The organism is Algibacter sp. Ld11, assembly GCF_045066735.1.
Taxonomy (GTDB): Bacteria; Bacteroidota; Bacteroidia; order Flavobacteriales; family Flavobacteriaceae; genus Algibacter.
This window is the reverse complement of sequence record NZ_JBISHH010000025.1, coordinates 1-15,720: the sequence shown is the minus strand read 5'-3', so window position 1 is coordinate 15,720 and position 15,720 is coordinate 1. Positions and strand designations below refer to the sequence as shown.

Here is a 15,720-nt window from a genome sequence, read left to right as displayed (position 1 = left end):
AATATCGCTTTTTCGATATAATTAAAGTATTAAATAATGCAAACGATTGTGAAATATGAATTTATTGATACTATAAATTGAATAATTGAATTTTTTTAATGAAGAATTTAAGAAATCTATAAAATTGATATATTGAAAGGCTTGGTAGTTTTTTTAGGAGCTTCAGAGTATTGATTTTCATTAATTTACCTCCCTTATTTACTACTTGTAACCATATTATATATTGAATCGCATTAGACTAAAAACATGAATGACTTTTGCAAAATGAGGTCAACAGTGATATAGTTTCTAATAATTAAAAAAAATCAGTTGACTATAATTTTTATTCGTTTGATAATTTTTTCTTTTTCAAATTCAATAAAATAAAAACCTGATTGGGTATTTATTAACGCATGATCATTCGAGAAATTTTTAGATAAGAATACAACTCTCCCATTTATATCCATTATTCTTAATGCATCGAGTTCTATTTTCTGGTTGAATTTTAGAACATGACCAGTAACCGGATTGATTACCCTAATATTGTCAATTTCAATTTGAGCTACGCTTAAAGTTGCACAAGCGCTAGAAAGAGAATTTTCATTTTCAATAATCCCCTTTGGTGTTAAGTCTTTGCCCGAAAGCCCTATATAATTACTAGAATATTTTTCGGCTCTAAATATGGGGTTGAAATTTTGAGAAATATTATCAAATTGATTAAATATACTATTCCCAGATGGATTTTTATAAGTCCATACGTGCTCACCAGCTTTTGTAATTTCAGACACCTGCCCTAAAGAACTTTGACAGATTATAAAGTTCCCATTTGGAAGGCTATGTGCTCCAGATTTTATTGTTTCGTACATGGGGTTTTCTAATATATCACCACTCCATGACCAGTTAAAATCTAATGGTTTAAATATATTATTCTCTTTAGTGTAGGTAGTACCAGACATCTCAGTATCTAACAAATGCACTGTGCTATAAGCTCTAGTTTGATCACTGCCATTGCTAAAAACAGATATTTTACCTTCATCCAAATACCCTGGTTCTACCCATTTTACATCATGTTGCGAAAATAGTTTTTGATCTTCAACGCCTCCTTGTTTGTAAACTCTAGAGTTACCCCACCTCCACAACAAATTGCCTCCAAGATTTGAATAACCTCCAGCATGTCCCGCAGCCTCAGCAGTTGTGGTACTGTGATCAATAATATAAATTTCATTTAAATTTCGTGCAGAGATAATAATTTGATCAAGATTGGCATTATAATCAATCCCATTTACATGCGTATAACCTCTATCCAAACTTTCAATATTAGAATCTACATAGTTTATATCAATACGCTCGGGATGATTTTCAATAACACCAAAATTCGCTTTTGAACTATCATAATCTTGAATGATATGGTCTATAAATTTCCATTCCCAAACAATTTCAGCTTGGTTAGTTCCAATAGGTTTTAATTCAACTATTTTATCTAAGTCAATAACTTGATCAACTTTAAGAGGATCTTTACCTTGAGCAATAATCTCTGTATTAGAATAACTATCTCTAACGATGCATAAAATATTTCCATTTGGAAGTGGTTCAATATCATGATGTTGATTTAACCCATTGGCATTCATTTCATAATTCCATAGCACTGTATTATCCCAGTCTCTAATTTCTAACATATTTCTTCCTGCCCTGAGCAAGGTGCCATTTTCTAAAAGATAACAGGTTGCTCCAGGAAACTCAGTAAAAGTCCATTCATTTACCTTTTCACCACAGTTATTAATTAAATACACACTATGGTTTACTTCTGGTGTAAATAGCGTATAACCTTCGGAAACATTGTTGTCTGAAAAAAGCAACCCAACTGTTGGTGCTTGCGCCCTAACGAGAGAAACGATTAAAAGAAGAATGTATGTTATTTTTTTTATCAAAATATTATTATAAATAGTTGATTTACACAAAAAAGCACGATATAAAAATTTAAAAGTAAAGAATAAAAGGTGAAATTGCAAACGTTTGCAAAACTGATTAATTCATCTATGGCACCCCTTTAAAATCACCTATCTAGTTTAATACTCCCATCGCACAAAGGCCTCCATAGCAGCGTAATGCGATAACCCTAATTGGTGATATATATCGGCCGTTTCTCGGTTTCTATCCTCAGCTCGTTGCCAAAACTCTCGACTATCATTCCCCTGAAATACCACCCCATCTTTTTGAGATTGGTGTTTAAAAATACCTTTACGTTTTTCAAGTACTTGGTCTGGCCCCATTGGTACTGCCATTTCAATTTCATCAATACCCCACTCTTGCCATGCGCCTCGGTATAGCCATACCCAGCAATCTTTCATAAACGTTTTAGATTTAAGTTGCTTTACAGCTTCAAAAATAGCATCTAAACAAACTTTATGAGTGCCATGTGGATCGGCTAAATCACCAGCAGCATATATTTGGTGTGGTTTTATTTTTTCGATTAAATCTGAAGTTATTTTAACATCTGCGATACCAATTGGGTTCTTTTTTATGGCACCAGTTTCATAAAATGGCAATTCCATAAAATGTATCTGTTCATCTGGAATACCAACAAAATGGCATGTAGCACGAGCTTCTCCTTTACGTATCAATCCTTTTATGTAACGTACTTCGGCAGTATCTATTTCACTAGATTTTTTATTCTTTAAAAACTTAGCCGCTTTTTTATAAATGGCGCTCGCTTCTGTATTTTCTATTCCAAACTTATCGTTATAATCACATACAAAACTTGCAAAACGCAGAGCCTCATCATCGGCTACAGCAATATTTCCTGAGGTTTGGTATCCTATATGCACTTCGTGCCCTTGTTCTTGCAAACGTTTAAATGTACCGCCCATACTAATAATATCATCGTCGGGATGTGGACTAAAAATAAGCACGCGTTTTTTTGCAGGTTCGGCACGTTCTGGACGTTTACTATCGTCTGCATTAGGTTTACCACCTGGCCAACCTGTTATAGTATTTTGAAGTTTATTAAATATGCTAATATTAATGTCGTAAGCGGGACCGGAATCTGCCAATAAATCACTCATACCGTTTTCTATATAATCGGCATCAGTAAGCATTAAAATAGGTTTCTTTAAATCTAAGGCTAAATTTAAAACGGCTTTGCGAATTAGTTTATCGGTCCAAACAATTTTTTCAACTAACCACGGGCTATTAACACGTGTTAATTTTGATGCTGCCGCATTATCCAATACAAAGGTTGCATTGTTGTGCTCTTGCAAATATGAAGCAGGTACCAAATTGGTAACCGTATCTTCTACGGAGGCTTTTATAATATTAGATTTGCCTTCGCCCCAAGCCATTAAAATCACTCTTTTGGCTTCCATAATTTTTTTCACACCTAAAGTGATAGCTGTTCGAGGTGTATTGTTTAAGCCTGAAAAATCGCCACTCGCTGCCACTCTAGTAATATGATCTAGAGCTACCAAACGCGTTTTTGAGTTTTGAAGCGATCCCGATTCATTAAACCCAATATGCCCATTGCCACCAATACCTAAAATTTGCAAATCAATACCGCCTAAAGCTTCTATTTTTGCCTCGTAAGCATCACAATAACCTGCAATAGCTTCTTTGGATAATAATCCGTCGGGGATATTGTAATTTTCTGGTAAAATATCAACATGATTAAACAACTGCTCTTTCATGAAGCGCACGTAACTATTAATAGAATCTGGCTCCATTGGGTAGTATTCATCTAAATTAAATGATACTACATTTTTAAAGCTCAAACCCTCTTCTTTATGCAAGCGCACTAGCTCTGCATAAAGTCCTTTAGGAGAACTTCCTGTTGCTAATCCTAAAATACAAGGTTGCTTTTGAGATTGTTTAACTTTTATTAAATCTGCAATTTCTTTAGCTACAGCCTTTGATGCCATAGTTGAGTTTTCAAAAACAATGGTTCCTATGTTCTCAAACCTTTTTTCAAAGCCTGTTGCTTTGTCTGTGTTACTCTTTAACATGCTTATTTTTTTTATTTTATTGTTTTGACCAACTTTTGTATTTGTGTCCCCATAATGCAAAAAATAGAATTAATACATAGCAGGGAATTAATATCCAATAACTATTTGTTGAGGCGGTTGCCAAAGCATCTACTTCATTTAGTCCGTTTGTAATAAGTTCTTGTTTATTAGCATCTACCATTCTGCCATATAGTGGAGGAATAATAGCACCTCCAGAAATAGCCATAATTAATAACGCCGAACCCGTTTTAGTAAACTTCCCTAAACCCGCTAAGGTTAGTGGCCATACAGCTGGCCAAACTAACGCGTTGGAAACCCCTAAGGCAGCAACGAATAAAACAGACGTAAAGCCCGTTGTAGAAAGGATACACATACTAAAAATAATACCTAAAGTGGCGCTTATTTTTAGAGCCGTACCTTGTTTTAAATATTTAGGTATTAAAATAACCCCAACTATATAAGTACACACCATAGCGAAGAGTGTTAACGTCGTGAAAAATTTAGCATCGGCTGCCGGAAAACCTAATGAGATGCCGTAAGCTATAATGGTATCACCTGCTATTACCTCAGCACCTACATAAACAAAGAGCGTTAAAACTCCCAACCATAAATGAGGAAACTGAAAAATACTAGTTTTCGCTGTGGTACCCGGTTTGGTTTCTTCTTCTTCGGCGGCTTCCACATGAGGCAAAGGCGCTTTTCTAATTAAAATCCCCAGAACAAACAAAACAATGGCCATTACTAAATAAGGCATAAACACACTATCGGCCATTGTATCTAAAAGCACGCCCTTTTCTTCTAAAGAAGCAGTACCTAACTTTTCTTTTACCTCATCGATACCTGATAGCAATAGTGCTCCAAATATTAATGAACCTAAAGCTCCTGCCACTTTATTCGCAATACCCATAATAGCGATACGCTTGGCACCACTATCTATTGGTCCTAATATGGTAATGTATGGATTTGCCGCGGTTTGTAAAAGCGTCATCCCGATACCTTGAATAAAAATACCTGCTAAAAACACCCAATATGTTCTTGCCTCTGCTGCTGGTATAAAAACTAAGGCGCCAATAGCCATGATTATCAGGCCTAAAGACATACCTTTTTTATAGCCAATTTTATTTAAAATCCAAGAGGCTGGTAGCGCCATCACTACAAATGAAATATAAGATGCCGAAGCGACTAAGTAAGATTGTGCATCAGTAAGTTCATTAATGGTTTTCATAAAAGGGATTAATGCTCCATTGATCCAGGTTACAAAACCGAATATAAAAAATAGACTCGCTATAATTATGATGGCGGTTAAATTGTTGTTTTTGGGTTCTTTCATATTTGGTTTTATAATATTTACTTACTTATATTTTTTTCAATCTTAAACTTTAAGCCTTCACAAAAATTTGCTTTCCAGATTTAACGACCCTTATAATCTTAATGGCATTATTTTTTATTTTGAACAAAACAAAATCATCAGGATTAGCAGACAAATTAACTATAGACATAGGCTTTCTAGAAGCCATTGCCCAAGCATTAGCTAAGCTTAGCATATTACTTGAAAAAAGTTTATTAACGCAGTTTAGCAAAGAAACGGCAGAACCGGCCAATACATTTTCATTCTTATAAGTAGAAAGTCTTCCTCCTTTTTCTAATTTTACTTTTCCACCAATATGAGCGTGATAAACACCTGCATCCATACCGGCAAACATGGTAGAATCGCTAACTAAAATAACGTTCGATTTTTTAACATTTAATACTATGTTTAAAAAATTATCAGGCAAATGAAACCCATCGGCAATAATACTCGGTGTTAAACTATTATTCGCTAATTGATCTAAAATAATATTTGAATTTCTATGAAGCGACAATGGAGCACCATTCCCTAAGTGTGTAGACATGCTAGCTCCAGCATTAACAGCAGCGTTTATTTGCTCGTTACTTGCCACAGTATGCCCAATAGAAACTATAATATCATTGGCAGTACACTTGCTAATAAAATCTGTAGAATTATCCCATTCTGGACTTATTGTAATTATTTTAATTCGATTCCCTGAAGCCTCTTGAAACGCTTGAAACAATTCCCAATCTGGTGCTTTTATATAGTCTTTAGAATGCGCACCCGAAGCTTCTTTTATTGGAGAAATAAAAGGCCCTTCTAAATGAATACCACTAACGTAAGCATCGATTAAAGGGTTTTGTAAACACAGTTCATTTATATTTTTTAGAAGATTTATAATATTGGTATCTGAATTTGTAATGACTGTTGGAAAAAAAGACAATACGCCTTCTTTTGATAAATTATTAACAACCTTTAAGAAGTCGTTCTCAACGATGGGGAACGTATTAAAATCGACTCCAGAAAAGCCATTAATTTGAATATCTAACAAACCAGGACCAATAAAAACGGTTTCATGTTCTTTAATTTCGGACTCTTTTCTAGAAACCAACAAACCATCATCTATTACAATTTGAATTAAATCGTTCGAAATACAGTCAACACAATTAATTATTTCTTTCATTCTGTATTATTTCAATATTACTAAATTTAATTATCAGATTTTTTGTCAATAGCCTCTAGCAATTCTAAAACCTCTGGGGCCACTATTGTTTTTCGATTTATGAAACCAAAAACAACGTATAAAAAAACAGATACCATTAAAGGCAAACTAATTTCTAGGGCAAAAGGCAGCGTAAAAGAGAAAATTTTAATGGAAGCAAAACTTATTAAACCTCCAAAAATAGAAACTAGTGCCGCTGTCGATCCACTTTTTTTGAATAACGGAAGCATCCCTAATAGCATAGGTACCGCAATAGGCCCTACTAAAGCAGCAAACCACGCTACAATAAGCCCCAAAATACCTCCAAAAGATTCGTATTGGGTCGCTATAAGTATGGTAAAGAATATAAAAATAAACGTTACTTTTCGGGCTACTATTAACGGGTTTACTGAGTTCGCTACATTAAACTTCTTAAAGTGAAGTGGCAATATATCTCTAGTTATAACTGCCGAAATAGTATTGGCATCACTAGAAGTCATGGACATTGTAGTTGCAAACATTGATGCTAACACCAAACCTATCATTCCTTTCGGCAAAAGCGTGATTGTTAGAAGTCCGTAAGATTCTGTAGGGTCTTGCAAGTCTGGCAATAAAATAGGTGCTGCCCACATTGGGAAAAACAATATTAAAGGCCAGATTAAATATAAAACACCCGAAAGTATAGCTGCCCTTTTTGTGTTTTGCTCATTGGGTGAGGAAATATATTTGGTTGCTAAATTCCATGTGCCACCATTGTAGCTTAGCATATTGATAAACAAGAAAGCTAAGGCAAAACCGACCGTATAAGGCTCTCCGAAAGGCTCACTATTTTTAGCTGGTAATTGATCCCAAATAGTAAAAACAGAATCTAAACCACCCAATTTAGCTGTAGCCGCAAAAAACATGGCAATACCAGCACCAATTTGAACAATGAATTGTATAAAATCGCTTACGGTTACTGCCCATAAACCACCTATTGTAATATAAACAATAGAAATACCTCCAGAAAAAAGCACACCATAAAGTATAGGAATACCAGTAAAAACTTTCAGTAAAATGGCTATAGCAGCCCATTTAGCAGCAACATCAAAAAGCTTTAAAATAACGCCACTCCAAGCAATAACCTGCTGTGTTTTAACGCCGTACCGAATAGAGAGATATTCTAAAGGTGATTGAATCCCTATTTTTTTTCGCAATCGCACCCAGCGTACCGGAAAAACATTAACGGTAACTAAAATTGAAATACCAACAGTTAGCGCCCACCAAACATAAATAGAAAAACCGTTTGTATAGGCTAAGCCAGCATAGGCAACAAATACGGCTCCACTATAACCTGATACATGATGTGAAATACCCGATAACCACCAAGGTAAATTCCCTCCTGCCGTAAAATAATCATCTGAGTCTTTATTTTTATAATGGGCCCAAACACCAATAACTACCATAATTAAAAAAAATATAATAATTACAATCCAATCTAATAGTTGTAGCGTCATGTTTGTTTCTATTTAATTAATATTTAGTTTTTTAAATTACGGTAACGTACCTCAAAAATATAAAAAAAAATATACTAACCTAATTTAATTTTTAAAAAAGCAATTAATAATATTTATAATTTTTCTTTGTTATGATGTCTAAAGGCATGATAATTTCTTTTTCCACATCCTTTTTAAGCACTAAATGTTCAAACAATTTAACAACAGCTTGATAGCCTTGTTCTTCAGGGCGTTGACAGATTAAAAAGTCTATAATATCCTTTTCCAGATATTGAATATCATCATTAAAAAAATCATATCCGATTAGGTAAATTTTATCACCTTCCCTATTGTCAAAATATTTTGCGATATATGCAACTTTTGAGTTAGGTACAAAAACACCTTTTATTCGTGGGTTATTTTCCAGCGTTTGGCTTAGAGCAGTTTCAAAACCATTTTCGGTAAAATTGGTTAAAACTAAAGATTTGGTTACTATATTATTATTTTTATCGCTTAGATAAGCATTCATTCCCTTCTCTTTCAAACCTATAATATCTTCTGTATCCATAGTTTCTTTTAAATGCAGAATTAAAATTTCACCTATATTAAAGCAATAACTGAATAATTGAGCCGCTAGTTCGCCACTTTCAAATAATGGTTGTTGGATACTGCATAACGAATCTATTTTCCTTACGTTAGAATCTATAAAGACATACGGACGCTTCTTTTGTTTACAGTCTTCTAACAAAATTTCTATCTCGTCGGCAAACTTAGATGTTAAAACTAAGCCTTGAATATCGCTATTAATGACTTCAAGAATTCGTTTTCTAATTTCCTCATTATTATCTTGTTTAAAGGTAAAAGTTTTAATTTTGATGCGATATTGCGCTAATTCTTTTTGTGCTTTTATAACTCCCTTCATAGGAAACTCCCAATACCCAGAACCTTCGGAAATATTAGGTAACAGAACGCCTAAAACAATTTTTTTTCGTTTTGATAGATTACTGGCCATAACGTTGGGCTGATACCCCATTTTCTCTATAACCTTTAAAACCTTATCTTTTGTTTTTTGACTTACTCCTGCTCGATTATGTATTACACGATCTACTGTTGCTAAGGCTACATTAGCGGCTTTCGCCACATCTTTTATTCCTACAATGCGTTCCTCCTTATCCATACTAAACTTTTATACTATCTTTTTATTCGAAAAATAATTTCTTCTTTTTACTCATCAAAAATTAATCGATACCTATCAAAACTTACATTTCTTGCAGCCTAAACGCGATTTAAAAATCACTTTCAATAAGAAATTAACCATCAATATTACTAATTTTTTAAAATATTGTACTTCTAAGCCTTGAATATAAATTATATTTACGGTAACGAAGCTCAATTTTTAAAATATTTTTTTACAATTAGCCTTTAAATTTAATTAGTTTTGTTGCTTATCATTTTAAAAAGAAGAAAAAGTTCGTGAAAAAAACATTAACCGTTCCCAATATTTCTAAATCTTCCAAACAGAAAAAAAGCTTAAAAAAGGCTTTAAAATTGACTGATTACCATAACATCGATCAATATGCTTGGGAACAACCTAATAAGCATCGCAATGTTGGTTTTTATATGGCGCACGACAATAAAAATATTTACTTACAGTATAATGTCTTGGAACCCGAAATGGTTGCGAAATACCAAAATCACAACAGTCCTGTTTATAAGGATAGCTGCGTAGAGTTTTTTATTGCTTTTGAACAAGATGCTAACTATTATAATTTTGAATTTAATAGTTTAGGAACTTGTCTTCTAGGCTTTGGACCTGATAGGCATAACAGACAGTTATTAGATTCCAAAAATATAGATTTAATAAAAGTAAACACTAAAATAAAACGAATACTGCATAATGGTTTGACAGTCTTTAAATGGAAAATTTTTATAAAAATTCCTTTGGATGTATTTTCTTTTAACAGTTTGCAATCTTTAGAAAACGTAACAGCCAAAGCAAACTTTTACAAATGTGGCGACGAACTTTCTACACCTCACTATATAAGTTGGAACCCAATAAAATCTGAAAAGCCAGATTTTCATTTAAATCGGTATTTTGGAGACATTAAGTTTAAATAATCTTAAACTCGAATATTGAATATAAATTTCAGGTTAATGTGATAGCTTCTTTTACTAAAAAGCTTATAGATTAAAACGAGCACTCTTATTTACCCTTATTTTCGTCGTAATACTTTAGATTTTTATTCCATATAATCTTGCCATTTTATCAAAATATACTTTTCAACTTGATTTTCTTTTTTCTTTAAAAAGCCAAATTCATATACAAAAAGGTACACATCGCCTTTTGCATTTTTCCAATAATGTGTGAAAAAATTAGGGTTAAATCCCAATTCTAATACGGTTAAAGCCCTTACCGTTGCCTTGCCAGATTTATTGAAGTTCTTTAGAATTTTTCTGTTGAGTTTTAATTGATTGTCTACTTTGGTGTAGAATTTTGGTGTTTCGTCTAAAGCTTTACGATAATGGTATGAACTTTTACAGTGCAGATCGCAGAATCTTTTATCTGAACGTCCAATCAATTCTTTTCCACAAGCTAAACACTCTTTTTTATTTACCATCATAAAACAACTTAACCGTACATTATACGAATACTATTCGTGTAAGATACTACTATTTCATTTCATATAAATATCTTGTGTTCAAATTATTTCTATGCTCAATAAACATATTACATTAAAACATCTTTTTATTAAAGAAAAACAGTGTATTGGTTTACAATTTAATCAAGATAAAGTAATACAAGCTTTAATTAAAGAATTACCAAACCCCAAGTGGAGTAATGAGTTCAATATGGTTTATATCCTGAATAACAAACCGAATATAAGTTTGATTTTTGAAAAATTTAAAGGTGTTGCCTGGGTTAATTGTAACTACTTTTTTAAAGAGAGAAAACTAAATAGCGATAATAAAATCACGGATGTTTCATGGTTTAGAGACCGTGCTGTTAAAAAGGACTTTAGAACGTGCCCTGAAGAATTTCTTGAAAAATTGGAATTAAAAAAGTATTCTGATAGTACCGTAAAAAATTATGTACATAGCTTTGAAACGTTTATTAACTACTACGAAGACAGAGAATTATTTAGTATTAATGAAAATGATATTAGGGTTTATTTGCAAAAACTTATTAAAGAAAATCGATCTAACTCATACATTAACATGTCTATTAATGCTATTAAATTTTATTACGAAATGGTTTTAGGCATGCCTAATAGATTCTACTCTATTGAAAGGCCAAGAAAGGAAATTAAATTACCCAAAGTACTATCTAAAGAAGAAATAATTTCGATAATTAACCTTACAAACAACATAAAACATAAATGTATAATAAGTTTATTGTACTCTTCTGGTTTGCGAAGAAATGAACTCTTAAATTTAAAAATAAGAGATGTTGATAGTAAAAGAATGGTTATTAGGGTTGAACAAGCTAAAGGCAATAAAGACCGCTACACTGTTTTAAATAAAAGCGTTTTACTAGATTTGAGAACATATTTTAAAGTTTACAGACCAAAGACTTATTTGTTCGAAAGTCCCATTCCTGGAAATAAATACAGTAGCTCTAGTGTATTGCAAATTGTTACTAAATCGGCTAAAAAAGCTGGTGTTTACCAAAAAGTTACTCCCCACATGTTAAGGCATAGTTTTGCGACGCATTTACTAGAAAGCGGCACTGATATTCGTTATATACAGCTGCTTTTAGGCCACAACTCTACCAAAACGACAGAAATTTACACACATGTTGCTACAAGTTCCTTTACGGAAATCAAAGATTTACTATCTTAGTGCGCATATAAGATATATATAGTTAGTACTAACTATATACAATTGTTGGCAATAATATGTGAAGAACGAAATTGATAGAAAATTGAAAAAGTGTAATATATCTTAATGAAAATTTCTTATTAATTTAACTTTTAATATCTAAAAAACGACATTTATGAAACGATTGTTCTTAATTCTACTTCTATTCCCTTTTATATTATTTTCTCAAGTTAAAGTTGATTATCGAATAAAACATAAAATCTCTGAAGACTATGAATTACAAATTTTTAGTTTGAAAAAACAAAGGGGTATTGATGTTTCTATGACTGGTTCAGGAGGAACAATATATGAAAAAGCAAAAAAGGGTTATCAGTACATTGAACTTATGATAAAAATAAAGAATATCTCAAATAGTAAAAAAATTGTTGATTTTAATAAATTTCAAATTGTAGATAAAAATTCCAATATCTATGAAACTTATTTATGTGTTGGTAATGGATTAAACAAAAAAAAATGTGAGGATTATGAGTTCAAATTAAAGCCCAACAAAAAAAGATTAGCAAGAATAAATTTTAAACCTTTGATTCCAAAAAATGTTGAAATAAAACACATTAGATTTAATGGCGTTAATGTAGTCAGTTTTTAATATTCAATACAGCATTAAGTTTAATCGTGTATTTAAATAAATACTATTGCCAACACCGTGTATAATTAATTGCTTGGTTCTAGCCTACTTGCGAAAATTCCTGCGGAATTTTCACGGGTTCGTAAATGTTTATTAACTTAGTTGCTTAACCACGCAACTAACCATACACAACAACGTTACCCACAATAACAAAAAATAGTATAAAGAGTTGTTAAAAAACAAAAAAGAACAATGGCACACTCGGAATCTGAATTACCTGACTCAACGTCCCACTCACAAGAGTACTTCGAGAATCTTGAAAACGAATTGAAAAAAGAAATCAACACTCTTCTATTTAAACTAAAATCTATAAATATTATAGTAGATAGTATTGAATTTGATATGGGAAAACAAAAAGTAACTAAAGTTGATATTATAAATAAGAATATATTAACCAAGCCTTACAAAGAGTGGTTAGAGGCATCAAAAGCTTCTACACTAAAATGTCCATCAGTACTGAATTTTTTCACAGATTCCTCAGACGGAGAGTTAGTGCTTAAGTAATTTAAATACTTATTTCTATCCTCTAATAAATTAGGAACTATCAGAGCAACACAAAGCGTTTTAATGTGGAGATAAGGATTTGGAAAAGTCTTTTGTACTTTTAATGCTTCTTCGTAAGTCATAATATAAATTTTCAACTAAGTTACTGAATAACATACGACTGACCAAAGCACAACGCAACTGTTACGTATGACTGATAAGCGGGGCGTGAATTAATAACTGTGTGGAATATAACGCACTAAATAAATAAAAAATGCTAAAAAAATGGATAAGGAATAAATTGAGAAAATTTATAAAATATGAAGATTATTTAAAAGACGATTTTGATGAACAACACTTAAAGTGGGTTTATGCAGGAATTACAACAATGGAGCAACATGAGGAAATTAAAAAATACTACTTTGAGAAAAAAGTTTACGGGATTAGTTCTTAGGTTTTAGATTACCATTTTCAATATCCTTTAGTAATTTAAGAATAAATTTTTCATTCGTTGGCAATAGTTTCAAAGCTTTTTTAAGCTCATTCTCTTCCATCCTAGATAAAAAGTGTACTTGGTAATTTAATAACTCATCGTATTTTATTAACCAAGGAGACGAAATTCTCAAAATTGATTGTTTTATAGTTTCTTCAGAATGTTTAAATGCTTTTTCTATTTCTCTCTGATGCTGTAATTGTTGATTTTCCAATTTTAATTCAACATTTTTCTTAAAATCGTCAACATTGTAAAGTTTCATCATGGATTCCAAAGTTGAGAAGTTGGTTTTTAAAGTTTCAATTTGAGAATTTTTGTGACGAATTACGAAAACTAACACAACCCCGACTAAAACCTGGACACCGAGATTAATCCAAAATAAAATTTCTGACATAAAAGAATAATTTTGACCAATATAAATAAAAGAATTAACTTACATCGGAATTGAATAAGTAGAAAGTAAAAGAAATTACTGTGGGTAACACAGTATATAATCAATAAGGAGGTAAGTAATCAATTTCAGCAAATCGCGCATTTAAAAAAGACAGTTAGACACCTGAAAATCAGTTTATTTTAAATTCCTTACTGAATTATATACATAAACGTTAGCATTCATGTCTCACTCAGCTCTGAAAAAATAAAAATCACTCAAAAGTATTTTAAAATAGATTCCTTAAAATCACACTCAACCGACTTCTGACCATTCAAAACGCATCTGTTGCGTACGACTGACTTTACTCTTGCGCAAAACATCTGACTTTTAACAAACATTACTCAAAGTTTACGTGCAACTGACTTTACTCATGCTCAAAAAATTCGAGGTTCTAAAAAATTAAACGCAACCATTTCGTAAAATAAGTCCGACAAAAATAAACACGCATGCTAACATTGTATAAAAATAATGCTTAGTTTAGTGCCTAATCAAGAGTAAATGCGTTGTTTGGTTGCTTATGATTTTCCTTCGGAAAATCCTCGCACTCAAACTACGCACTATTCTTATACGTAACCGTTAGCAATAATTATGAAAAAAAAGAAAAAAGTCAAGATTTCAGAATTTTTCAATAGCTTGCTTGTTGGATTGATAAGTGGAGTTGTTGTTGTTTTATTACAACAATTTTTTGCTTCTAAAAACTATGATTATGAATTAAAAAACAATCTTGTTAAAGAAAATTATCAATACTATGTTGCTCTTCAAAACTTTGTTGATATAGAATCTTATTCTATTCAAATACAACCAAAAAAAATAATCGATACTGTCGTAATATCTAATCGAGTTACTCTTAGACACTCATTTTCAAAAGAGATGGATTCACTCAAGCTTGCATTAATAGCCGTTGATACAATTAAACAAAAAGAATGGATGAAAGAGAAGGAACAAATAATATTAAATAAGAATAAAGTTTCACCAGAATTATTTTATTTATTTGAAGAAATAATTAAAATTCAAAAAGAACACCCTTGGAATGAAAAATTAAAAACTAAAAATGGTTTATATAATAAAAAACATACTTGGTCTAATGAAAATTTTATAAATAAATGGTTTGAAGCTAACAGAAAACTATGGGAATATTGTAATTATTACACGAAAAGCAAATACCATATTCCTCAATAAAAACTATTGCTAACACCGTATATAATTTATTGCTAGTTCTAGCCTACTTACGAAAATCCTCTCGGATTTTCTATTCGGTTTTTATTTGCTAAATTACGTGCTTAACCACGCAACAAACCATATACTAACACGTTAGCATTCATGTCTCACTCAGCTCTGGAAAAATAAAGATCACTCAAAAGTAGTTTAAAATAGATTCCTTAAAATCTCACTCAACCGACTTCTGACAATTCAAAGCGCAACTGTTGCGTGCGGCTGACTTTACTCTTGCCTAAAACATCTGACTTTTAACAAACATTACGCAAAGTTTACGAGCAACTGACTTTACTCATGCTCAAAAAATTCGAGGTTCTAAAAAATTAAACGCAACTATTTCGTAAAATAAGTCCGACAAAAATAAACACGCATGCTAACATTGTATAAAAATAATGCTTAGTTTAGTACCTAACCAAGAGTAAATGCGTGTTTGCATGCATCTGATTTTCCTTCGGAAAATCCTCGCACACAAACTACGCACTATTCAAGAACTGTGTTAAAAACCTATAAAAAAGCAGTTAATTTTTAAACAATATTCTTCTATTACGTTTTTATCCTAGAATAAAAACATATTGAAATAAATAATTTTATAACTAGGGTTTACCTTACTAA

General features: G+C 31.8%; 14 protein-coding genes. 6 read left to right on the top strand and 8 right to left on the bottom strand.

The window, feature by feature from the left end:
- Nucleotides 1–305: 305 nt before the first annotated feature.
- The 6 genes from ACJJV4_RS13900 to ACJJV4_RS13875 all read right to left on the bottom strand — a co-directional run bounded on the left by ACJJV4_RS13900 (nucleotide 306) and on the right by ACJJV4_RS13875 (nucleotide 9,157).
- The gene (locus ACJJV4_RS13900; RefSeq protein WP_405295459.1) at nucleotides 306–1,907 is read right to left on the bottom strand and encodes an aryl-sulfate sulfotransferase; all 1,602 of its coding nucleotides are present in this window, start codon (nucleotides 1,905–1,907) and stop codon (nucleotides 306–308) included.
- 138 nt (nucleotides 1,908–2,045) lie between these two features.
- Nucleotides 2,046–3,974, bottom strand: coding sequence for a glucosamine-6-phosphate deaminase (gene nagB, locus ACJJV4_RS13895; protein WP_405295457.1), 1,929 nt, complete (start codon nucleotides 3,972–3,974; stop codon nucleotides 2,046–2,048).
- A gap of 16 nt (nucleotides 3,975–3,990) precedes the next feature.
- Complete coding sequence (locus ACJJV4_RS13890; protein WP_405295455.1) at nucleotides 3,991–5,304, bottom strand: sugar MFS transporter; 1,314 nt, start codon at nucleotides 5,302–5,304, stop codon at nucleotides 3,991–3,993.
- Nucleotides 5,305–5,353: 49 nt separating this feature from the next.
- Complete coding sequence (locus ACJJV4_RS13885) at nucleotides 5,354–6,487, bottom strand: N-acetylglucosamine-6-phosphate deacetylase (protein WP_405295453.1); 1,134 nt, start codon at nucleotides 6,485–6,487, stop codon at nucleotides 5,354–5,356.
- A gap of 26 nt (nucleotides 6,488–6,513) precedes the next feature.
- Nucleotides 6,514–8,001: a sodium:solute symporter family protein gene (locus tag ACJJV4_RS13880; protein WP_158850879.1), complete on the bottom strand. Its 1,488-nt coding sequence runs from the start codon at nucleotides 7,999–8,001 to the stop codon at nucleotides 6,514–6,516.
- Nucleotides 8,002–8,104: 103 nt separating this feature from the next.
- Nucleotides 8,105–9,157, bottom strand: a complete 1,053-nt coding sequence (locus ACJJV4_RS13875) for a substrate-binding domain-containing protein (RefSeq protein WP_405295450.1) — start codon at nucleotides 9,155–9,157, stop codon at nucleotides 8,105–8,107.
- A 296-nt stretch (nucleotides 9,158–9,453) separates the two neighbouring features.
- Between ACJJV4_RS13875 and ACJJV4_RS13870 the strand changes: the two genes are divergently transcribed.
- Nucleotides 9,454–10,098: a carbohydrate-binding family 9-like protein gene (locus ACJJV4_RS13870; RefSeq protein ID WP_405295449.1), complete on the top strand. Its 645-nt coding sequence runs from the start codon at nucleotides 9,454–9,456 to the stop codon at nucleotides 10,096–10,098.
- A gap of 122 nt (nucleotides 10,099–10,220) precedes the next feature.
- On the opposite strand, the gene ACJJV4_RS13865 is transcribed toward ACJJV4_RS13870, so the two are convergent.
- Entirely contained in the window at nucleotides 10,221–10,601 is a 381-nt protein-coding gene (locus tag ACJJV4_RS13865) for a hypothetical protein (protein WP_405295447.1), read from the bottom strand.
- Between the two features lie 91 nt (nucleotides 10,602–10,692).
- Here ACJJV4_RS13865 and xerA point away from each other — a divergent pair, with 91 nt between their 5' ends.
- From xerA to ACJJV4_RS13845, 4 genes are all read left to right on the top strand, one after another.
- The gene (gene xerA, locus ACJJV4_RS13860; RefSeq protein WP_405295445.1) at nucleotides 10,693–11,820 is read left to right on the top strand and encodes a site-specific tyrosine recombinase/integron integrase; all 1,128 of its coding nucleotides are present in this window, start codon (nucleotides 10,693–10,695) and stop codon (nucleotides 11,818–11,820) included.
- Nucleotides 11,821–11,974: 154 nt separating this feature from the next.
- A complete protein-coding gene (locus tag ACJJV4_RS13855) occupies nucleotides 11,975–12,445 on the top strand; it encodes a DUF4352 domain-containing protein (protein WP_405295443.1) in 471 nt (156 codons plus the stop codon).
- A 231-nt stretch (nucleotides 12,446–12,676) separates the two neighbouring features.
- A complete protein-coding gene (locus ACJJV4_RS13850; RefSeq protein WP_405295441.1) occupies nucleotides 12,677–12,988 on the top strand; it encodes a hypothetical protein in 312 nt (103 codons plus the stop codon).
- A gap of 280 nt (nucleotides 12,989–13,268) precedes the next feature.
- Nucleotides 13,269–13,421: a hypothetical protein gene (locus ACJJV4_RS13845; RefSeq protein ID WP_405295439.1), complete on the top strand. Its 153-nt coding sequence runs from the start codon at nucleotides 13,269–13,271 to the stop codon at nucleotides 13,419–13,421.
- Here ACJJV4_RS13845 and ACJJV4_RS13840 read toward each other — a convergent pair.
- On the bottom strand, nucleotides 13,411–13,854 hold the full coding sequence (locus tag ACJJV4_RS13840; protein ID WP_405295437.1) for a hypothetical protein: 444 nt from the start codon (nucleotides 13,852–13,854) through the stop codon (nucleotides 13,411–13,413). The genes ACJJV4_RS13845 and ACJJV4_RS13840 overlap by 11 nt on opposite strands.
- 627 nt (nucleotides 13,855–14,481) lie before the next feature.
- Here ACJJV4_RS13840 and ACJJV4_RS13835 point away from each other — a divergent pair.
- A complete protein-coding gene (locus tag ACJJV4_RS13835; protein ID WP_405295435.1) occupies nucleotides 14,482–15,072 on the top strand; it encodes a hypothetical protein in 591 nt (196 codons plus the stop codon).
- Nucleotides 15,073–15,720 lie beyond the last annotated feature (648 nt).